Here is a 19376-nt window from a genome sequence, read left to right as displayed (position 1 = left end):
TCAGCGATTCTCGGCCGTCCCGGGCTCGGGCCGCAGACCGGCCCGGACGATCGTGATCATCCGGTCCCTGGCGGCGGCGTCTGCGGTGCCGCGCTCCCGGGCCAGGCAACCGGCCAGCAGCGCTTTGACGTCGGCGAAGTCGACGTCGCCCCGGACGGTGCCGGCTTCCTGGGCGGCGGCCAGCAGCCGCTCGAGGTGGCCGTTCAGGTCGTATCCGGTGGAGTCCGCGGCGGCGTCGATGTCGAAGCCCGCACCGATCAGCGCGTCGGCCAGGCCGCGGTCCAGCGCGCCCTCGGCGGCCATCACGCCGAAGAACACGAAGAACGCGTCGCCCGGCGCGTGCTCGGCTTCGATCGCGCGCGCCTGCGTCACGAGGTGCTCCACCCGGGTGGAGACGATGGCCTGGAACAGGCTCTCCTTGGTCGGGAAGTGCCTGCTGACGGTGCCGGTGCCCACCCCCGCGCGGCGGGCGATCTCGTGGATCGGCACCGCGAGCCCTTCGGTCGCGAACGCCTCGATCGCGACCTCGAGGACCCTGGCCCGGTTCCGCCGGGCGTCCGCCCGCAATCCGTCCGGCACGCGTGCTTTCCCTCTCCGTAGACAACCGGGATGGCCGTCCCGTATCGTCGAAACGGGATGGCCATCCCGATTCTATCGGACCCCTTCCTGGAGGATTCTCATGCCCTCTGCATCCCGCTGGACCGCCACCGACATCCCCGATCTCACCGGGCGGACCGCCGTCGTCACCGGCGCCAACATCGGCCTGGGATTCGAGACCGCGCGGCTGCTCGCCGCGCACGGCGCCACCACGGTCCTCGCCTGCCGCACGGTGACCACGGCCGACGCCGCGGCCGAGCGCATCCGCGCGACGAGCACCGCACCGGTCTCGACGATCGAACTCGACCTGGCCTCGCTCGCCTCGGTCCGGACGGCGGCCGAGCGGATCCGGACCCAGCACCCCCGCCTCGACCTGCTGATCAACAACGCCGGCGTCGGCATGTCACCGGAGCGCGGCACGGCCGACGGCTTCGAGATCCACCTCGGCACCAACCACCTGGGGCACTTCGCGCTGACGGGGTTGCTGCTCGACCGGCTGCTCGCGACCCCGGGCTCCCGGGTCGTGACCGTGAGCAGCCTCGGCCACAAACGAGGCCGGATGCATTGGGACGATCTGCAGCTGAGCGCGCCCCACTCGCTGCCGACCGCCTACTTCCAGTCGAAGCTCGCCAACCTGCTGTTCACGTACGAGCTGCAGCGACGGCTGGCGAACTCCGGCCCGATCGCGGTCGCCGCCCATCCCGGCAACGCGCACACCGCGTTCACGCGCCACCTGCGCCCGTGGCAGCGGGCGATCGCGAGCCCTCGGCTGCACCTGCTCAACGGCTGGTTGCTGCAGTCCGCGGAGATCGGCGCGCTGGCGGCTGTGCGGGCCGCGGTCGACCCCGCCCTGCGCGGTGGCGAGTACGTCGGCCCGCCGGGACGGCTCGGGTTCACCGGGTATCCGGAGGTCGTCGCCTCGTCCGCGCGGTCGCACGACACCGCCGACCAGCAGCGCCTGTGGGACGTCTCGACGGAGTTGACCGGGGTGCGGTACGAGTTCGACGCCCATCGGCTCCCGCTTCCGGGCTGACAGTAGGCTCGCGCCCATGGAGGAGCCGGGTCGGCGACGAACGTTGCTCCCGCCGCCGCTGCGCGCCCGGTGGCACCGGCTCGGCACCCTCGCCCAGGACACGGTGTTCGCCGCGGTGCTCCTGCTGCTGTCGGTCATTCCGGGGGTCGCAGGCATCGGCGTGGACCTCGCGGAGCTGCCGAAGAAGCAACTGGATCCGCTCGGTGCCGCCCTGGTCGTGGCGCTCTGCGTCCCGCTGGTGCTCCGGCGGCGGTGGCCTGCCGCCTGCCTCGCACTGGCCGGGATCGGGTTCGCCCTGCACCAGAGCCTGGCCTACCCGTTGACCGCCGCGTCGCTGACGTTGATCATCGCGCTCTACAGCGTGGGCGCCTATCAGCGGCGCGGGCTCCGCCTGGTGGCCGCCGCCGGGACGGCCGGATACGTGGTGCTCGCGCTCGTGCTGCATAGCCTCGGGTCACCGGAGCGCTCGTTCGAGTACGTCACGTTCTACGGCGTCCTGGTGGCGGTGTGGGGTGCCGGTGACTGGATGCGGCGGCAGCGGGCCACCGCCGAGGCCGTCCGCGCGGCCAGCGTGACGGCCGCGCTGGCGACCGAGCGCGCGGTGATCGCCCGCGAGCTGCACGACGTCGTCACGCATCACGTCACCGCGATGGTGGTGCAGTCCGACGCTGCCGGATATCTGGTCGGGACGAACCCGGAGCGGGCCGCGGACGCGCTGGCGACCGTCAGCGGCACCGGCCGGCAGGCGCTGACCGAACTCCGTCACCTGTTACAGGTGCTGGACCCCGCCGACGACGCGGACCGGCAGCCTGCCGTCGGGAAGCTGGAGGATCTGGTGGAGCGCATCCGCGCGCTGGGACAGCCGGTCGCGTGGACCGAACACGGCGAGCGGCGGCCGACCGGAGGAGGCGTCGACCTGGCCGTGTACCGGGTGGTGCAGGAGGCGCTGACCAACGCCGTGAAGCATGCCCACGGCCGCCCCACCCGGGTCCGGCTGGATCACACCGACGGCCGGATCGCGGTCGAGGTGGTCACCGACGGCAGCGTGACCACGGACGGCAGCGCGCCGGTCGGAGGCGGCGCGGCCTCCGGTGGGCGCGGGCTGACCGGCCTGCGCGAGCGGGTGAGCGTCTTCGGCGGCGAGTTCGCGGCCGATCCGACGCCCGGTGGCGGTTTCCGCGTGCATGCGGAGATCCCGGTTGCGGTGGCGGCCCCGTGACCCGGGTGCTGGTCTGCGACGACCAGGCGCTGATCCGCACCGGATACGTCACGATCTTCGACGCCCAGCCCGACCTGGACGTCGTCGGCGAGGCGGCGGACGGCGCGGAGGCCGTCCGTCTCGCCCGCGCGCTGCGGCCGGACGTCGTCGTGATGGACATCCGGATGCCGATGCTGGACGGGATCGAGGCGACCCGGCAGCTCGCCGGTCCGGGCGTGGCCGACCCGCTGAAGGTCCTGGTCGTCACCACGTTCAACCTGGATCAGTACGTGTACGACGCGCTGCGGGCGGGCGCCGCCGGATTCCTGCTCAAGGACGCGCTGCCGGGCGATCTGATCGCCGGAGTACGCACGATCGCCGCCGGTGAGGCGCTGGTGTCCCCCGCCGTCACCCGGAAGCTGATCGGTCACTTCGGAACCCGGCTGCGGCCGGCCGACGCCGGTCCGGTGGGTCCGGACGTGCTCGCGCCGCGCGAGACCCAGGTGCTGACGCTGATCGCCCAGGGCATGTCCAACGCCGAGATCGCCACGGAGCTGGTGCTCAGCCCGGAGACCGTGAAGACCTACGTCTCGCGGATCCTCACCAAGCTCGACCTGCGGGATCGCGTCCATGCCGTGGTGTACGCGTACCGGAACGGGTTGGTCAGCGCCTGACCGTTGTCCCCCGTGCGAGCTACACGGAAGTGTCCGTCGCCGGGGGACGTCGCGGACGCCCGAAATTTCTAGCGTTACCGGTGTTCCCCTGGGCACCGTCGAGAGGCTTCCGCAACCATGACCCGCTTCCGTTTCCCCTTGTTGTTCGCCGGCGTGCTGGTGGTCCTGCTGGTGACCGAAGCGCTCAACCTGCCGGTGCACGACGTCCCGCTGCTCGCGCTGCCGGTCGGGCTGGTGACGGCGGCGATCGCCCTGTTCGCGTACTCCTGGCTGAGCAAGCGGATCGAACAGCGTCCGGACGTGCCGGAACTGGCCCGCCCGGGTGCTGCCCGCCGGGTCGGTAGCGGCGTCCTGCTCGGCGTCGGGCTGTTCACGCTCGTGATGGCGCTGATCGCGCTGTTCGGCGGGTGGGACGGGGCGGAGGGCGGCTCGATCGGCGGGTTCGCCGTCACGTTCGGCGTGATGGCGTGCATCGCGGTCAACGAGGAGTTGCTGATCCGCGGCGTCGTCGTCCGGATCATGTCCGAGCGGTTCGGCGGCTGGGTCGCGCTGGCCGTCTCGTCGCTGGTGTTCGGCGCGATGCACCTGCTGAACGAGGACGCGACGCTCTGGGGCGCGCTGGCGATCGCGCTCACCGGCGGTCTGCTGCTCGGCGCCGCGTACCTGGCGAGCGGCTCGCTCTGGCTGCCGATCGGCGTCCACTTCGGCTGGAACGTCACCCAGGCGGGCGTGTTCGGCGTCGCGACGTCCGGCACCGAGCAGTCGGACAGCCTGTTGCACACGACGCTGTCGGGATCGGTCGCGCTCACCGGCGGCGAGTTCGGCCCGGAGGCCAGCGTCGTGACGGTGCTGGTCGCCGCGGTCCCGACCGCGCTGCTGCTCCGCCACGCGGTCCGCACCGGCCGGATGCGGCGGCGGGCGGCCGTCGCTGTGGCCAGCAGCGGAGAAAGTTTCCAATAACTGTTTGACTCGGTCCGCAGCCCGGTGCCATGATTTCCAACATGTCTTTGGAAAGCGCCCGGGTCACCGAGCTGCGGGCCGTCGCGCATCCGCTGCGGCTGCAGATCCTCTCGCTGCTCACCGGCGCGCCGATGACCGCGACCGAGGTGGCTCAGGAGCTCGGCATCACCCACGCCAACGCCAGCTACCACCTGCGCAAGCTCCTGGTCCTCCCGGCCGTCGTCGTCGAACACGAGGGCGGCCCCGGCCGTGGCGGCAGCAAGCGCTACCGCTACGACGTCGACCGCGAGCGCGACCCCGCGCCCGACCGCACCGCGGACGAGGTGGACGCGCAGCGGGGCGCCTGCCTGGTGCTCGCCGAGGAGCTGAGCCGCCGCGCCGGCCTGCTCGCCGCCGAGGGCCCCGGCAACCAGACCGACGCCGAGCTGTGGGTGACGCCGACCGATTGGGACCGGGTGGTCGCCGCGATCCGGGAGGCGACGCTCGACCTGCACCGGGCCGCGCGACCGCCCCGCTCCCCCGACACGATCCGGGTGAACGCGACCGTGGCGCTGTTCCGGATGAACCAGTGAACGCCGCGCTCGCGCCGCTGCGCCACGCCGCGTACCGGCGGCTCCTGACCGGCCGCACGATCACCACGCTGGGCAACGCGGTCGCGCCCATCGCGCTCGCGTTCGCGGTGCTCGACCTCACCGGCTCGGTGTCGATGCTGGGCCTGATCGTCGGCGCCCGGTCGCTCGCCAACGTCGCGTTCCTGCTGCTCGGCGGTGTGCTCGCCGACCGGCTCCCGCGGCCCGTGGTGCTGGTCGGGTCGAACGTGCTCAGCGGCCTCACCCAGGCCGTGGTCGCGGTGCTGGTGTTGACCCACGCCGCGCACGTCCCGACGCTGATCGTCCTCTCGGCGCTCAACGGCGCGCTGTCCGCGCTCAGCCTGCCCGCCACCGCGGCGCTGACCCCGCAGACCGTGCCGAGCGAGATCCTCCAGCAGGCCAACGCGGTGATGCGAATCGGCTCCAACACCGCGCTGATCCTCGGCGCGGCGGCCGGAGGTGCGTTGGTGGCCGTCGTCGGACCCGGCTGGGGTCTCGCGATCGACGCCGCCACGTTCCTGCTGGCCGGTGCGGTGTTCGTGGGGCTCCGCGTGCCGCGGGTGGCGAACGAGACCGGCAACGGCATCGTCACCGATCTGCGCGAGGGCTGGGGCGAGTTCACCGCCCGCACCTGGGTCTGGGTGGTCGTGGTCGCGTTCACGGTGATCAACGCGACGATCGGGGCGATGCAGGTCCTCGGCCCCGCGGTCGCCGACAAGACGATCGGCCGCAGCGGCTGGGGGCTCGTGCTCGCCGCGGAGACGGCCGGGTTCGTGCTCGGCGGTCTGATCGCGCTCCGCACGCGCTACCGGCGGCCGCTGCTGGCCGCGATGCTCTGGATGGCGCTGGAACCGCTCTTCCTGGTAGGGCTCGGCGTCGCGCCGAACCTGCTCGTGCTGATCCCGCTCGGAGTCCTGGTGGGCATCGGCGTCGAACAGTTCAGCGTCGCGTGGGAGACGACGATGCAGCAGCACATCCCACCGGAGCGGCTGGCCAGGGTCTACTCGTACGACATGCTCGGGTCGTACCTGGCGATCCCGATCGGTGAGGTGGTGGCCGGTCCGGTCGCGGGCTCGGTGGGAATGACCGCGACGCTGCTCGGCGCCGCCGCCCTCTCACTCACCGCCGCACTGGCCGCGGCGGCCACCCCGAGCGTCCGCCGCCTCCGCCGCCAGGATCCCTCTCCCGCGGTCGCTGAACCGTTGCCCCTGTGACCTGAATGAACCGTGCTCCCCGCTATGGCAGGGAGCACGGTTCATTCACTCAGCGGAGGAATCCTCCATCCACGGCGCCCTTCAGAGCGGCCGATGCACGCCGGGGGTGCTGCTCGTGGCGTCCGCAACCGCTTGTTCGGCCGCGCGGGCAGCGGCCTCCGCCTCGGCCTCGGCCTCGGCCGACTGCTCCGGGCTGACCGGCGTAGGCAGAGGGGACGCCGGCGGCGCAGCCGGCGTGACCGCCTGACCGTTGTTCGACGGCGCGGCAGTGCCGGTGAACGCCTTGCCGAAGCCTTCGAGGGCCTTGCCGAGCTCGGCCGGGACGATCCAGACCTTGTTCGCGCTGCCCTGCGCGATCTGCGGCAGCATCTGCAGGTACTGGTACGAGAGCAGACGCTCGTCCGGGTTGCCGGCGTGGATCGCGGCGAACACCGTCTCGATCGCGCGTGCCTGGCCCTCGGCCTGTAGCACCCGCGCCTCCCGGTCACCCTGCGCGCGGAGGATCGCGGACTGCTTCTCACCCTCGGCGGTGAGGATCTGCGACTGCTTGGTGCCCTCCGCGGTGAGGATCGCGGCCCGCCGGTCACGCTCGGCACGCATCTGCTTCTCCATCGAGTCCTGGATCGAGTGCGGCGGGTCGATCGCCTTCAACTCGACCCGGTTGACCCGGATCCCCCACTTGCCGGTGGCCTCGTCGAGCACGCCGCGCAGCTGGCCGTTGATCTGGTCCCGGCTGGTGAGCGTCTCCTCGAGGTTCAGGCCACCGATGACGTTCCGCAGCGTGGTGACCGTCAGCTGCTCGATCGCCTGGATGTAGTTGGCGATCTCGTAGGTGGCCGCCCGGGGGTCGGTCACCTGGAAGTAGATCACCGTGTCGATGCTCACCACGAGGTTGTCCTCGGTGATCACCGGCTGCGGCGGGAACGAGACGACCTGCTCACGGAGGTCGATCAGCGGCCGTACCTTGTCGATGATCGGCACCACGACGGTCAGCCCGGGCGTGAGCGTCCGGCTGTAGCGGCCCAGACGCTCCACGACGGCCGCGCGGGCCTGCGGAATGATCCGCACGGCGCGGCCCAGCACGAACAGCACGACCACAACGATGATCGCGACGACAATGAGGACGACTGAGTCCTCCATCAGGGCTGCCTCCAGACGAGCGCGGTCGCGCCCTTCACTTCCACTACCTGAACCTTCTGGCCAGGTTCGATCACCTGCGTGCCGTCGAAGGCCCGCGCGGTCCACTGCTCGCCGCCGATCTTCACCAGGCCGTGGTGCTCGTCGACCTGCTCCAGAACGAGCGCATCGGCGCCGCGAATCGCGTCGATGCCGTGCTTCACCGGATCCTGGGCGACCTCGAGCCGACGTTTGGCCAGCGGCCGGGCCACGACCAACGAGGCGACCGACACCAGCGCGAACACCAGCGCCTGGACGAGCAGCGGGCTACCGACACCGGCGGCGACGGCAGCGGCCAGCGCACCGCTGGCGAACATGACCAGCACGAGGTCGAGAGAGAAAATCTCGGCGACGAGCAGGCCCACAGCAACGATCAGCCAGATCAGCCAGGCGCTCACAGTTCGAATATCCCACGCTTACGCACGTGCGGATACAGCTCAGGCGGCCCCGCGTCGGTTACCGGACCTCAGCCCCGTAGACATCGGCGGTCACATGATCGATGAGCCGCTCGACGGCGCCCAGAAGCTCGGTCTCCAGGTCGGCGTAACTGTTCACGCCGGCCTGGACCCGCCGCCACATCTCCTGCGGATCGGCGACGCCGAGCGCGTCGCAGACACCCTGCTTCCAGTCCCTCCCCTTGGGGACGCGCGGCCAGGCGGCGATGCCGACCGCCGACGGTTTCACCGCCTGCCAGATGTCGACGAACGGGTGGCCGGTCACCAGCACGTGCGGTGAGCTGATCTCGGCGACGATCCGGCTCTCCTTGCTGCCGGGCACCAGATGGTCCACGAGGACGCCGAGCCTGCGCTCGGGGCCCGGGCCGAACGCCCGGATCAGCGCGGGCAGGTCGTCGACGCCGTGCAGCGGTTCGACGACCACACCCTCGATCCGGAGGTCCTCACCCCAGACGCGCTCGACCAGCGCGGCGTCGTGCACCCCTTCGACGTAGATCCGGCTGGCCTTGGCGACGCGGGCGCGGACGTTGTCCACCGCGACCGACCCGGACGCCGTGCGACGCGGTGCGCTGCTCGACGTCGTCGTCGGCCGGATCAGCGTCACGGGTTCGCCGTCGATCAGGAAGGCGGCGGGCGCGAGCGGGAAGACGCGCCGGTTGCCGAACCGGTCCTCCAGCGTGACGGCGTCCTTCGCGCAAGTGATCACCGCACCACAGAAGCCGGAGCCGGCCTCTTCGACGACCAGGTCGGGCTCGGCCTCGACCGTGGGTATCGTGCGGCGCTTGCGCCAGTCGCCGGCGAGAACGTCGCGATAGTCCTTGCTGCGCACGGGCGGGAGGATAGCGGCGCTCCTGTCGTCGGACCCGTCGCCACGCCGAGGTCCGCTATGGACGTGGACGATCCCCCGGGCGGCGGGAGCCGTCCGGGGGATCCGTGTGGGGGTTGTGGGGATGGTTCTCGCGGCTAGCCGAAGATGCTGTAACCACCGGGGCCGACGAGCAGGCCGACGATGATCAGGACGATGCCCCAGAGGAGGTCGCCCCGGACGATCCGGAAGATCCCTAAAATGACGAGGATCGCCGCAATGATGGTAAGCAGGATGCCGATCATGCGGTTCTGGTAGCCGGTCCCCCCGGTCTCTAAACCGGACTGAAATCACGGTTGGGCCGCGCTCGTCCGGGGCATCGTCCCCCGGCGGTATGCCGTGCGCGAGCTACCCTCGTTCCGTGCTCCATCGCCGTTCCGACCAGCAGATCCCGGCTCCGCCGGGCCAGCGCAGCGCGACGCTCGCCGCCTGGGTCCGCTCCTGGCGTGCCGGGCTGGCCTCGTTCGACGAGCTTCTGGACGAGGTGACCGGCGGCGAGGAGCACCTCGTGCGTCATCCGGACGGCACCGAGGAATCGTTGGCCGCGGCGCTCACCGCTTCTCCGCGGGTGTCGCCGGACGCGGTGCGGGTCGTGCTCCCGGCCGCCGGCGACCCGCGTGGGCTGCCCGGCCCCGGCGCGTTCAGCTCGGCGGCGCTGGTGGTCGGTGAGGGTGTCGTGTTGGGGGCGACCGGCCTGGTGCCGGAGGAGGACACGTCGTCGCCGGTGCTGCCGGACCCGGCCGACCGGTGGGCGGGGACACGCTGGCTGGCGTATCCGCTGCCGGAGACGCCGGTGCCGGTCGAGCCGCTGACGCTGGCCGAGGCCGACCACGACCTCACGATGGCGCTCACCGAGACGATCGGCGCGCTCCGCCAGCTCGACGTCGCGCGCCTGCCCCCGGGGCTGGCGCGCGGGCTGGCGGCGCTCCGTGGCGAGGACGGGGCCGGACCGGCGCTGCCGGTGGGATACGGTCCGCGGGCGCGGCGGCTGTCCGCACGGGCGACGACGATCGCGGGCGTGCTCGCGCTGGCGTCCGCGGACGCGTCAGGGGCGGCGGTGAACGCCTACGAGACCTCGGCCAGGGACGCGGCACTGCGACCGCTGGCCACCGCCGCCCGCCGCGCCCGAGCAGCCGCGGTCAACTCACCGCTGGAGTAGTTTCGCGCGGCTCGGCCAGGGCGCGCGGCTCGGCCGGGGCGCGCGGCTCGACCGCGGGCGCGCGGCTCGACCGCGGGGCTCGGCCGCAGCGCGGCCGTCAGTGGCCGGCCGGGGCCGGGCGGCGGGCCGGGGCGGGGCAGCAGCCGGGCAGGCACGACGGGCCGGACGCTTCCCACGGCGCCAGGCGCCGCTGCGACGACGACGCGTACAGCCGCTCGGTCACCAGCTCCCGCACCATCCCGACGAACCGCGGATCGGTGCCGGGCGTCGCCGCCCTGGCGAACCCGAGGCCGAGCTCCCCGGCGGTCTGCTTCGCCTCGTTGTCGAGGTCCCAGATCACCTCGAGGTGGTCGCTCACGAACCCGATCGGGCTGACGACGGCGTCAGTGACGCCCTCGCCCGCGATCGCCCGCAGATGGTCGTTGACGTCCGGCTCCAGCCACGGCACCTGCGGCGGGCCGCTCCGCGACTGCCATACCAGGTCCCACGCCAGGTCCGGCGCCGCCGCAGCGGACACCAGCCCGGCCACCGTCGTCAGCTGCGCGCTGTAGAGCCCGCCGTCCGGCCCGCTCGAGGCGTCCATCGACATCGGGACGCTGTGCGCGGTGAACACGATCCGCGTCGTCCCCCGCCGCGCGGGGTCCAGGCTCCCGAGCGCCGCCTTCACCGCGTCGACGTGCGGGCCGACGAAGCCGGGGTGGTCGTAGAAGTGTCGGAGCTTCTCCACCTCGGGAGCGTCCGGGCCGACCTCGCGCTGGGCTGTGGCGATGTCGTCGCGGTACTGCCTGCACGAGGAGTACGACGAGTACGCCGAGGTCGCGAACGCCAGCGCCCGCCGGACGCCGTCCGCGCGCATCTGCCGCAGCGTGTCGGCGAGCAGCGGATGCCAGTTCCGGTTGCCCCAGTAGAGCGGCAGGTCGATGCCGTGAGCGGCGAACTCCTTGCCGAGGGCGGCCAGCAGCTCCCGGTTCTGCTCGTTGATCGGCGAGACCCCACCGAAGTGCTGGTAGTGCTCGGCGACCTCGGCCAGGCGGGCAGCGGGCACCCCACGGCCGCGGACGACGTTCTCCAGGAACGGCATCACGTCGTCGGGGCCCTCGGGGCCGCCGAAGGAGAGCAGGAGCACGGCGTCGTAGCTACCGGTCACAGCTCCAGATCCTGCCACTCCCCCGGCGCCACGGCGCGCTGACGGGGCCTGCGGGTGACCCGCGCCTCACGCACGGGCCAGGCGACCGTTCGCCTCACGCACCGATCGCGTGGAACCCGCCGTCGACGTGCACGATCTCTCCGGTGGTCGCGGGGAACCAGTCGGACAGCAGCGCCACGCAGCCGCGTGCCGCCGCCGCCTGGTCGTTGAGGTCCCAGCCCAGCGGCGACCGCGGGCCCCACGCCTCCTCGAACTGCTGGAAGCCCGGGATGCTCTTCGCGGCCATCGTCCGCAGCGGCCCCGCCGCCACCAGGTTCACCCGAATCTTGCGCGGCCCGAGCTCCTTGGCGAGGTACCGGTTCGCGGATTCCAGCCCGGCCTTGGCCACGCCCATCCAGTTGTAGGCCGGCCAGGCCTGCGTCGCGTCGAACGTCAGCCCGACGATCGACCCGCCCGACTCCGGGATCAGCGGCAGCGTCGCCTCGGCCAGCGACTTGTACGAGTACGTCGACGCGTGCAGCGCGGTCGCGACGTCGTCCCAGGGCGCGTCCATGAACGGGGCGCCGAGGCACGAAGCCGGCGCGAACCCGATCGAGTGCAGCACGCCGTCCAGGCCGTCGACGTGCTCGCGGACCTTGTCCGCGAGACCGGCGACGTCCTCGGAGCTGGTGACGTCGAACGGAATCACCGGCGCCTCTTTCGGCAGCCGCTTGGCGATCCGCTCGACCAGGGAGAGCCGGCCGTATCCGGTGAGGACGACGGTCGCACCCTGCTCCTGGGCGATCCGGGCCACCGAGAACGCGATCGACGCGTCGGTGATCACCCCGGTGACGAGGATGCGCTTACCTTCCAACAGACCGGACACCCGGCCTCCTTCCGAAGTGAGAAAGCTCAGTGGCCCATGCCGAGGCCGCCGTCGACCGGGATCACCGCGCCGGTCACGTACGCACCGGCGTCCGACGCCAGCCAGGTGACGACACCGGCGACCTCGGTGGGCTGCGCGTACCGCTGCAGCGGGATCTGGCCGAGGATCTCCTTCTGCCGCGCCTCGGGCAGCTCCGCGGTCATGTCGGTCTCGACGAACCCCGGCGCGACGACGTTCGCGGTGATGTTGCGGGAGCCCAGCTCGCGGGCGATCGACCGGGCCATGCCCACCAGGCCGGCCTTGGAGGCGGCGTAGTTGACCTGCCCCGCCGACCCGGCCAGCCCGACGACCGACGAGATGAAGACGATCCGCCCGAACTTCTTCCGCAGCATCTTCGAGGACGCGCGCTTGGCGACCCGGTAGGCGCCGGTCAGGTTCGTGTCGACGACCCGGGTGAACTGCTCCTCGGACATCCGCAGCAGCAGCGTGTCGTCGGTGATCCCGGCGTTGGCGACGAGCACCTCGACCGGGCCGTGCGCCTCCTCCACGGCGGCGAACGCGGCCTCGACCTGCTCACCGTCGGTGATGTCGCACTGAACGCCGAACAACCCGTCAGGCGCCCCGCTACCTCGGTGGGTGATCGCGACCTGGTCGCCCTGTGCCGCGAACGCCCTGGCGATCGCCAACCCGATCCCCCGGTTCCCGCCCGTGACCAGAACGCTGCGTGACACCCGCGACCTCCCTGAATCCATCGACCTGGCTCGCCGAGGCTACGGTGTCGGCCCCGCCGGGGACCAACCGCCTCCGAAACTGACCAGTAACGTCAGGGCAGGCGGGAGGTCCACAGCAGGCTCATCACGGCACCGGCGAACCCGAAGATCAGCGCCGCGCCGACGAACCACTGGGTGATCTCGCGCGGCGTCGTGCGGTAGCCGATCGAGCTGCCCAGATCGCGGTAGACGTCCTTCAGCTCCTGCGCGGTCACCGCGGAGTAGAACCGGCCGTCGGTCTGCTGGGCGATCGCCTGCAGCGCGTCCCGGTCGACCGGCACCGGCGTCCGGGTGCCGTTCAGATCCACGACGCCCTCCTGGGTGCCGAACGCGATCGTCGACACCGGAACCTTCGCGGTCGACGCGGCCTTCGCGGCTTCCTCGTTCGGCCGCCCGTACGTCGTGTAGCCGTCCGAGAGCAGGACGATCCGCGCCGGCGGCGCCCCGCTCGCGCCGTCGGCGGGCACCGACTGGATGGCCTGCAGCGACGCGTAGATCGCCTCGCCGATCGCGGTGGACTCCTGCAGCTCCAGACCGTCGATCGCGGACGTGATCTGCCCGTGGTCCTTGGTCGGCGAGACCACGACCGTCGCGCTCTTCGCGAACGAGACCAGCGAGAGGTTGTAGCTCTCCGGCAACTCCTCGACGAACTGCTTGGCTGCCGCCTTCGCCGCGGTGATCCGGTCCGGGTCGACGTCGGTGGCCTGCATGGACAGCGAGACGTCCAGCGCGAGCACGATCGTCGCGCGCTCCAGCGGCTGCTTCACGTCCGTCGACGGTTTCGCCATACCGAGCGCGAGCACGAGCAGGCAGAGCAGGAACGCGGTCGCCCCGAGGTGCCTGCGCCAGCCGGGCGCCTTGGGCGCGACCGACTTGAGCAGCGCCACGTTCGTGAACCGGACCGCGTACGTACGCCGGTGCAGTTGCACCCAGACGTAGGCGCCGGCCAGCAGGCCGACCGCCACGAGCAGGAGCAGCCACCAGGGGGTGAGAAATCGGATCATCGGGTGGTCCCTCTGCTTCGCCCGCGCCGTTGCGCGGCCACGAACCGGACGATGTCGAGCAGCCAGTCGGAGTCGGTGGACAGCCGCAGGTGCGCGGCCCCGGCGCGCCGCAGCGCACCCGCGATCGCGGTGCGCTGGGTAGCGGCCGCGTCCGCATAGGCCTTCCGCACCTTGGCGTCGGTCGAAACCTCGTGCACCGCTCCGCTCTCCGGGTCGACGACCGTGAGGACGCCGACGGCCGGGAGGGAGAGCTCGCGCGGGTCGACGATCTCGATCGCCAGGACGTCGTGCCGGACGGCCAGCTTGCGCATCGGCCGCTCCCACGCGGGCTCGGTGTCGCCGCGCTCGCTCCGCACGATGTCGTCGGTGAGGAAGTCCGAGATCACCACCGCCTGCCCGCGGCGCCGCGGCGGCCGGTTGAGCGCGTCGACGGCCTCGGCGAGGTAACCGGCGTTGGCCGCGGTGCCGCCGGCCGGGGCGCGGGGCGTCTGGAAGATGCGGCGCAGCATGCCGTGCGCGTTGTTCCGGCCGGGCCGGGCGGCCAGGCGGCGCGACGTCTCCCCGTTCGTGACCACCGCACCGACGCGGTTGCCGCCGCGAACCGTCAGGTAGCCGATCGCCGCGGCCGCGGCGATCGCCAGGTCACGCTTCTCGCACCGGGCGGTGCCGAAGTCCAGGCTCGCGGACAGGTCGACGCAGAGCCAGGTCTCCAGCTCGCGGTCGGCGATCGTCTGCCGGACGTGCGGCACGGTCGTCCGTGCGGTGACCGGCCAGTCCATCCGGCGGACGTCGTCCCCAGCCGTGTATTCGCGGCTCTCGCCGGCTTCGCTCCCGGGACCGGGCAGCAGACCGACGTAGTCGCCCTGGAGGAGGCCGTCGAGCTTGCGCGTGACGGTCAGCTGGAGACGCTTGAGCACCGCCTCGGCGGCGGCGGACTCCGCGGCCATGTCAGCCGCGGTGGCGGTGGCGGCACCGGCCGCCACCGGTTCGGATCGCCGGGCGAGCCGAATCACGCGGGCCGCTCCCCGGCGGCACCCGCGGCCGGCCAGGTCGCCGCCGGATACGCCGGGCCGCCGGAGCCGGGCACCGAGGAGACCGGCCGGGCGTCCGCCTGCTGGCGGGGCGAGACCGTCGGCAGCGGGATCGTCTCCAGGACGCGCTGCACGATGTGCTCGGGCGGGACGCCGTCGGCGATCGCGTCGTAGGAAAGCACCAGCCGGTGCCGGAGAATGTCCGGTGCCAGGTCGACGACGTCCTGCGGCAGCGCGTAGTCGCGACCGCGCATCAGCGCCAGCGCCCTGGTCGCGGCCACCAGACCCAGCGACGCCCGGGGCGAAGCACCGTACGAGATCCACTGGGCGACGTCGTTCAGGCCGTGCTCGGCGGGCGTGCGGGTCGCCAGCACCAGCCGGACCGCGTAATCCACCAGCGCGTTGTGCACGAAGACGTTGTCGGCCGTCGTCTGCAGCCGCAGCAGGTCTTCGGGGCTGAGCACGGTCTCCGCCTGCGGTGGGTTGACGCCCATCCGGTAGACGATCTCGCGCTCCTCCATGTCGGTGGGGTACCCGACGACGACCTTCATCAGGAAGCGGTCGCGCTGCGCCTCCGGCAGCGGGTAGACGCCCTCCTGCTCGATCGGGTTCTGGGTCGCCAGCGTGAGGAACGGGTCCGGCAGCTTGTACGTCTGGCCACCGATCGAGACCTGACGCTCGGCCATCACCTCGAGCAACGCGGACTGGGCCTTCGCCGGTGCGCGGTTGATCTCGTCAGCGAGCAGGAAGTTCGCGAAGACCGGGCCGAGCTCGACGTCGAACGCCTCGGTGCTCGGCTTGTAGATCCGGGTACCGAGGATGTCGGCCGGGACCAGGTCGGGCGTGAACTGGATGCGGGTGAACGTCCCGCCGACGACCCGGGCGAGCGTCTCGACCGCGAGCGTCTTGGCGACGCCGGGGACGCCTTCCAGCAGGCAGTGCCCGCGAGCGAGCAAGCAGACGAGCATTCGCTCGACCATCCGATCCTGCCCGACGATCACACGCTTGACCTCGAAGAGCGTCCGCTCGAGCTGGGTCGCGTCCTCTGCCGGTGTGTGCTGCTGGGCCACCGATCTCCTCCCGCAGGGTCACTCGTCCACCCACCGCCGTGGCATGTCGGCTACCACTCTGCCAGGCGAAAGCGACCGACCGCTCGGCGTGACCCCCGTGGATTTGCTGAGAGGAACGCGGCCAAATCGTGAACGCTTCTCGGATCTGGACAACAGCTACACGGGCCGGTGTAAGATTCAGACGACGTCAGGCGGCTTCCCCCGTGGTCGCCTGGCGTCGTTTCGCTTTCCGGGGTGGGAACCCTGGTCGGGGGCGGGAGATCTGGTGACGTCCGAGAGCACGCTCGCGGTCTGCTCGGCCAAGGGGTGCCGTCAGTCCGCCGAGTACCTGCTCCGCTGGCGCAATCCCCGCCTCCACACCGCCGATCGGCGCAAGACCTGGGCCGCGTGCGCTGAGCACCGCGAGCACCTGTCGACGTTCCTCGACGTCCGTGGCTTCCTGCTCGCCGTGGAGCCGGCCGACCACTGACCGGACGCTCGTTCGCTGACCGCTACTAGTCTGGGGGCATGGCTGCCCCGTCGAGCGACAATCTCGCGCTCTGGCCGGAGGACGCGGGCTGGCAGCAGGTCTCCCCGCGCCTGGCCTGGGTGCGCCGCGCCGGGCTGCTGACTTTCCTCGTCCCGATCGTCGCCGCGGTGGTCGCGACCGCCGTCTGGACCGACGTGACGTGGCTGCCGTGGACGATCGGGGTGCTCGGGTTCGGCTCCATCGCCTGGGGGCTGGCGGTCGTGACTCGCAGCGTCCGGTCGTGGGGGTACGCGGAGCGGTCGGACGATCTGCTGGTCCGGCACGGCCTCGTCGTCCGCAAACTCTCGGTCGTGCCCTACGGCCGCATGCAGTACGTCGACGTCAAGGCCGGGCCGCTGGAGCGCGCGCTGGGGCTCGCGACCGTGCAGCTGCACACCGCCGCCGCGGCGTCCGACGCCGTGATCCCGGGCCTGCCCACCGTCGAAGCCGCCCGGCTCCGCGACCGCCTCGCGGCCCTCGGCGAGGCCAGGGCAGCCGGTCTATGAGCGAGCCCTCCGCGTCAGCTCCCCTCGCGCCACTCGCGGCCGACTCCGACGCGGGATTCCGGCGGCTGCACCCGCTCAGCCCGCTGATCCGCGGCGCACGGGGCATCGGCGTCGTCCTCGGCCTCGTTTCCTATCAGGCCTGGGGTTCGGCGGGCTGGCGCGCGCTGGCGATCGCGGCGTGCCTGATCGTCCTCGGCTGGTTCGTCGTGGCCTGGGTCGCCTGGCGGTTCACCGGGTTCCGGGTGGCCGCGCGGGAGCTGCACGTCCGTGACGGCATCCTGTCCCGGCGGCAGCGGACGATCCCGCTCGAACGCGTCCAGGCGGTGGACGTCGTCCGGCCCGCGCTGGGCCGGCTGTTCGGGCTGGCCGAGGTCCGGATGGAGGTCGTCGGCGGCGGCAAGGACGCGGAAGCACCGCTGGCCTACCTCACCACCGCAGAAGCCGAACAGCTCCGGGTCCACCTGCTCCGGCTGGCCGCCGACGCGGGTGCGCCCGCCACCCCGGTGGCCCCATCGGCGCCGAGCGTCACCACCGCCGTGGGTGGCCTGTTCCGGGTGGACCACCGACGGCTGATCCTCTCGCAGCTACTCACCGTCAACACGCTGTCGGCGCCGTTCCTGCTGGTCTTCCCGATCCTGGAGTTCACCACCGAAGACCCGTCGGCCGCGACCGTGTTCACGTTCGTCAGCGGCATCGTGGGCCTGATCCAGGTTCCGGTCCGCCGCCTGCTCGGCGAGTGGGGTTTCACAGTCGGACGCGACGCGGACGGGCTGCGCGTCCACCGCGGCATGCTCGACGTGCGGAACCAGACGATCCCGATCCCGCGGATCCAGGCGGTGCGGATCCGGCAGCCGCTGCTGTGGCGCCCGTTCGGCTGGGTGCGGATCGAGATCGACGTCGCCGGCTACGGCGCCGGCGGTCAGCAGGAGAGCGGCCGCAGCGCGCTCGTCCCGGTCGCGCCGGCCGCGGAGGCGTTCGCGGTGCTGCACGCGGTCCTCCCGACCGTCCCGGCCGACGGGCCGGACGCAATCGGCCTGCACCCGGCGCCGGTGCGGGCCCGCTGGCGCGCGCCGTTCCAGTACCGGCGGCTCGCCTACGCGATCACCGACACCGCGCTGGTCACCCGCTCCGGATGGCTGACCGCCCGGCACGACGTCGCGCTGCACGCGCGTGCGCAGAGCATCCGGATCACGCAGGGGCCGTGGCAGCGCGCGCTGGACCTCGCGTCGGTGCGGCTCGACCCGGCCGGTGGGCACACCACGCCGACCGTGCTGCACCAGGAGACCGCGAACGCCGCCCGGGTCGCGACCGACCTCGTCGACCGCGCCCGCACCAACCGCGCCCCGGCCACCGAACCGACCCACCCCGCCGACCTCCCGCCCGCAGAGCCGGACCTCACGGCCGCCGAAACGGCCCTCCCGCCCGCGGAAGCGGCGGTTCAGTCCGAGGAGCGGCCCGCCGACTCGGGTTCCTCGACGGCCGAGGGTGCCCGCGGCGCCTGACCCGCCACCGCGGGCGCCGCGGCGCCCGTCGCCGCGGTCGCGCTCGCCGTCGCGGGCTGGTCGGTCGCGGGCGGTGCCGTGGATCGGAGCAGCGACTCGGCGGCCTCGCCGACCCGCCGGGCGCTCCGGCGCGCCCACCAGCGCTCGCCGAGCCACACCAGCAGGAACACGACGCCGACGTACACGTATCCGACGATCGCGTCGATGATGTAGTGCTCGCCGGTGTACACGAGCGTCAGCGACATCAGCACCGGATACGCCAGCAGCAGCGGAATCCAGCGCTTCCGCACCCGGGTCAGGAAGAACGCGACCGCGCACATCGCGAACGCCGAGTGCAGCGACGGCATCGCGGCGACCGGATTCGACATCGACTGCCCGACGCTCAGCAGCTTCGTCCCGCCGTGCAGGCCGATCGCCTCCCAGCCACGACCGGACATCCGGACGACCTCGTCGACGATGTACCCGTGCTCGTGCGCCCACCACGGCGGCGCGGCCGGGTAGACGAAGTAGGTGACCAGGCCGGCCGCGGTCAGCGTGAACCACCGCCGCATGAACGCGCCCCACAGCGGCCGGCTACGGAACCACAGCACGGCCGCGATCGTGAGGCACACCACGAAGTGCGAGAAGTAGACGAACGACGCGAGCACGTCGTACCAGTGGATCTGGTCCGGGTCGTAGAGGTGCTCCTGCGCCCAGACCGTCGGGATCACCCCGGTCAGCCACTCGTCCGCGTGGATCATCTCGGTGACGTGCGGCGCGACGCCGTTATCTGCCAACCCGCGGCTGAAGTCGTAGGCGACCAGCAGCAGGACGATCGGGGTCCAGTCACGGGCGAAGCCCAGGTGGTAGCGCCACGGCTGATCCGGCCGGAACGCGATCGTGCCGAACCAGAGCCAGAGCGCGGCCAGCATCGGGTCGGTCGGCAGCCCGACGAAGTACCAGTAGATCGCGAAGGCAACCGCGAACAACGGCACCGCGACCCGACGCTGTCCCAGCAACTCCCGGATGCGACTGCGGGCGTCCGGGCCGGGCACGGGTTCCTGGGGCGGCTG

General features: G+C 72.1%; 22 protein-coding genes. 10 read left to right on the top strand and 12 right to left on the bottom strand.

What is annotated here, in order from left to right; all coding sequences use genetic code 11:
• Positions 1 to 579 carry a TetR/AcrR family transcriptional regulator gene (locus BUB75_RS03775; protein ID WP_218617271.1) on the bottom strand — a complete coding sequence of 193 codons (579 nt, stop codon included), beginning with the start codon at positions 577 to 579 and terminating at the stop codon, positions 1 to 3.
• A gap of 100 nt (positions 580 to 679) precedes the next feature.
• Between BUB75_RS03775 and BUB75_RS03770 the strand changes: the two genes are divergently transcribed.
• The 6 genes from BUB75_RS03770 (at position 680) to BUB75_RS03745 (ending at position 6266) form a co-directional block, all read left to right on the top strand.
• Positions 680 to 1630, top strand: coding sequence for an oxidoreductase (locus tag BUB75_RS03770; RefSeq protein ID WP_073251384.1), 951 nt, complete (start codon positions 680 to 682; stop codon positions 1628 to 1630).
• A 16-nt stretch (positions 1631 to 1646) separates the two neighbouring features.
• Positions 1647 to 2849 (top strand): sensor histidine kinase, encoded by a 1203-nt coding sequence (locus tag BUB75_RS03765; RefSeq protein WP_084740185.1) that lies wholly within the window; start codon positions 1647 to 1649, stop codon positions 2847 to 2849.
• 5 nt (positions 2850 to 2854) lie between these two features.
• Positions 2855 to 3502: a response regulator gene (locus BUB75_RS03760; RefSeq protein WP_084740320.1), complete on the top strand. Its 648-nt coding sequence runs from the start codon at positions 2855 to 2857 to the stop codon at positions 3500 to 3502.
• Between the two features lie 117 nt (positions 3503 to 3619).
• Entirely contained in the window at positions 3620 to 4462 is an 843-nt protein-coding gene (locus BUB75_RS03755) for a CPBP family intramembrane glutamic endopeptidase (RefSeq protein ID WP_073251380.1), read from the top strand.
• 41 nt (positions 4463 to 4503) lie between these two features.
• Positions 4504 to 5034: an ArsR/SmtB family transcription factor gene (locus BUB75_RS03750; RefSeq protein ID WP_073251378.1), complete on the top strand. Its 531-nt coding sequence runs from the start codon at positions 4504 to 4506 to the stop codon at positions 5032 to 5034.
• Positions 5031 to 6266: an MFS transporter gene (locus tag BUB75_RS03745; RefSeq protein WP_073251376.1), complete on the top strand. Its 1236-nt coding sequence runs from the start codon at positions 5031 to 5033 to the stop codon at positions 6264 to 6266. The genes BUB75_RS03750 and BUB75_RS03745 overlap by 4 nt, the downstream gene beginning before the upstream one ends.
• A gap of 81 nt (positions 6267 to 6347) precedes the next feature.
• Here the strand turns inward: BUB75_RS03745 and BUB75_RS03740 are convergent, their stop codons facing one another.
• From BUB75_RS03740 to BUB75_RS46065, 4 genes are all read right to left on the bottom strand, one after another.
• Positions 6348 to 7406 carry an SPFH domain-containing protein gene (locus tag BUB75_RS03740; RefSeq protein WP_073251374.1) on the bottom strand — a complete coding sequence of 353 codons (1059 nt, stop codon included), beginning with the start codon at positions 7404 to 7406 and terminating at the stop codon, positions 6348 to 6350.
• Positions 7406 to 7840, bottom strand: coding sequence for an NfeD family protein (locus tag BUB75_RS03735; RefSeq protein WP_218617270.1), 435 nt, complete (start codon positions 7838 to 7840; stop codon positions 7406 to 7408). The genes BUB75_RS03740 and BUB75_RS03735 overlap by 1 nt, the downstream gene beginning before the upstream one ends.
• A gap of 58 nt (positions 7841 to 7898) precedes the next feature.
• The gene (locus BUB75_RS03730; protein WP_073251372.1) at positions 7899 to 8726 is read right to left on the bottom strand and encodes a DUF3097 domain-containing protein; all 828 of its coding nucleotides are present in this window, start codon (positions 8724 to 8726) and stop codon (positions 7899 to 7901) included.
• A gap of 134 nt (positions 8727 to 8860) precedes the next feature.
• Entirely contained in the window at positions 8861 to 9007 is a 147-nt protein-coding gene (locus BUB75_RS46065) for a GPGG-motif small membrane protein (RefSeq protein WP_178379726.1), read from the bottom strand.
• 116 nt (positions 9008 to 9123) lie between these two features.
• On the opposite strand from BUB75_RS46065, the gene BUB75_RS03725 reads away from it, so the two are divergent.
• Complete coding sequence (locus BUB75_RS03725; RefSeq protein ID WP_218617269.1) at positions 9124 to 9921, top strand: hypothetical protein; 798 nt, start codon at positions 9124 to 9126, stop codon at positions 9919 to 9921.
• A gap of 97 nt (positions 9922 to 10018) precedes the next feature.
• Here BUB75_RS03725 and BUB75_RS03720 read toward each other — a convergent pair whose 3' ends face one another.
• The 6 genes from BUB75_RS03720 to BUB75_RS03695 form a co-directional block, all read right to left on the bottom strand.
• A complete protein-coding gene (locus tag BUB75_RS03720; RefSeq protein ID WP_425430864.1) occupies positions 10019 to 11002 on the bottom strand; it encodes a ferrochelatase in 984 nt (327 codons plus the stop codon).
• Between the two features lie 160 nt (positions 11003 to 11162).
• Positions 11163 to 11933, bottom strand: coding sequence for an enoyl-ACP reductase FabI (gene fabI, locus BUB75_RS03715; RefSeq protein WP_073251369.1), 771 nt, complete (start codon positions 11931 to 11933; stop codon positions 11163 to 11165).
• A 26-nt stretch (positions 11934 to 11959) separates the two neighbouring features.
• On the bottom strand, positions 11960 to 12664 hold the full coding sequence (gene fabG / locus BUB75_RS03710; protein WP_073251367.1) for a 3-oxoacyl-ACP reductase FabG: 705 nt from the start codon (positions 12662 to 12664) through the stop codon (positions 11960 to 11962).
• Between the two features lie 92 nt (positions 12665 to 12756).
• On the bottom strand, positions 12757 to 13707 hold the full coding sequence (locus BUB75_RS03705) for a VWA domain-containing protein (RefSeq protein WP_073251365.1): 951 nt from the start codon (positions 13705 to 13707) through the stop codon (positions 12757 to 12759).
• Complete coding sequence (locus BUB75_RS03700) at positions 13704 to 14690, bottom strand: DUF58 domain-containing protein (RefSeq protein WP_425430863.1); 987 nt, start codon at positions 14688 to 14690, stop codon at positions 13704 to 13706. The genes BUB75_RS03705 and BUB75_RS03700 overlap by 4 nt, the downstream gene beginning before the upstream one ends.
• 26 nt (positions 14691 to 14716) lie before the next feature.
• Positions 14717 to 15808, bottom strand: coding sequence for an AAA family ATPase (locus BUB75_RS03695; RefSeq protein WP_073251362.1), 1092 nt, complete (start codon positions 15806 to 15808; stop codon positions 14717 to 14719).
• A gap of 265 nt (positions 15809 to 16073) precedes the next feature.
• Between BUB75_RS03695 and BUB75_RS03690 the strand changes: the two genes are divergently transcribed.
• From BUB75_RS03690 to BUB75_RS03680, 3 genes are read left to right on the top strand one after another with little or no spacing between them, the layout of a single operon-like run.
• Positions 16074 to 16277 carry a hypothetical protein gene (locus BUB75_RS03690; protein WP_218617267.1) on the top strand — a complete coding sequence of 68 codons (204 nt, stop codon included), beginning with the start codon at positions 16074 to 16076 and terminating at the stop codon, positions 16275 to 16277.
• Positions 16278 to 16315: 38 nt separating this feature from the next.
• Positions 16316 to 16822 carry a PH domain-containing protein gene (locus BUB75_RS03685; protein ID WP_073251360.1) on the top strand — a complete coding sequence of 169 codons (507 nt, stop codon included), beginning with the start codon at positions 16316 to 16318 and terminating at the stop codon, positions 16820 to 16822.
• Positions 16819 to 18324, top strand: coding sequence for a PH domain-containing protein (locus BUB75_RS03680; protein WP_073251358.1), 1506 nt, complete (start codon positions 16819 to 16821; stop codon positions 18322 to 18324). Before BUB75_RS03685 ends, BUB75_RS03680 begins: the two co-directional genes overlap by 4 nt.
• On the opposite strand, the gene BUB75_RS03675 is transcribed toward BUB75_RS03680, so the two are convergent.
• Positions 18261 to 19331 (bottom strand): phosphatase PAP2 family protein, encoded by a 1071-nt coding sequence (locus BUB75_RS03675; protein WP_342761117.1) that lies wholly within the window; start codon positions 19329 to 19331, stop codon positions 18261 to 18263. The genes BUB75_RS03680 and BUB75_RS03675 overlap by 64 nt on opposite strands.
• Positions 19332 to 19376 lie beyond the last annotated feature (45 nt).

Origin of the sequence: Cryptosporangium aurantiacum, from assembly GCF_900143005.1 — a bacterium.
Taxonomy (GTDB): domain Bacteria; phylum Actinomycetota; class Actinomycetes; order Mycobacteriales; family Cryptosporangiaceae; genus Cryptosporangium; species Cryptosporangium aurantiacum.
This window is presented reverse-complemented; position numbering and strand designations above follow the sequence as displayed.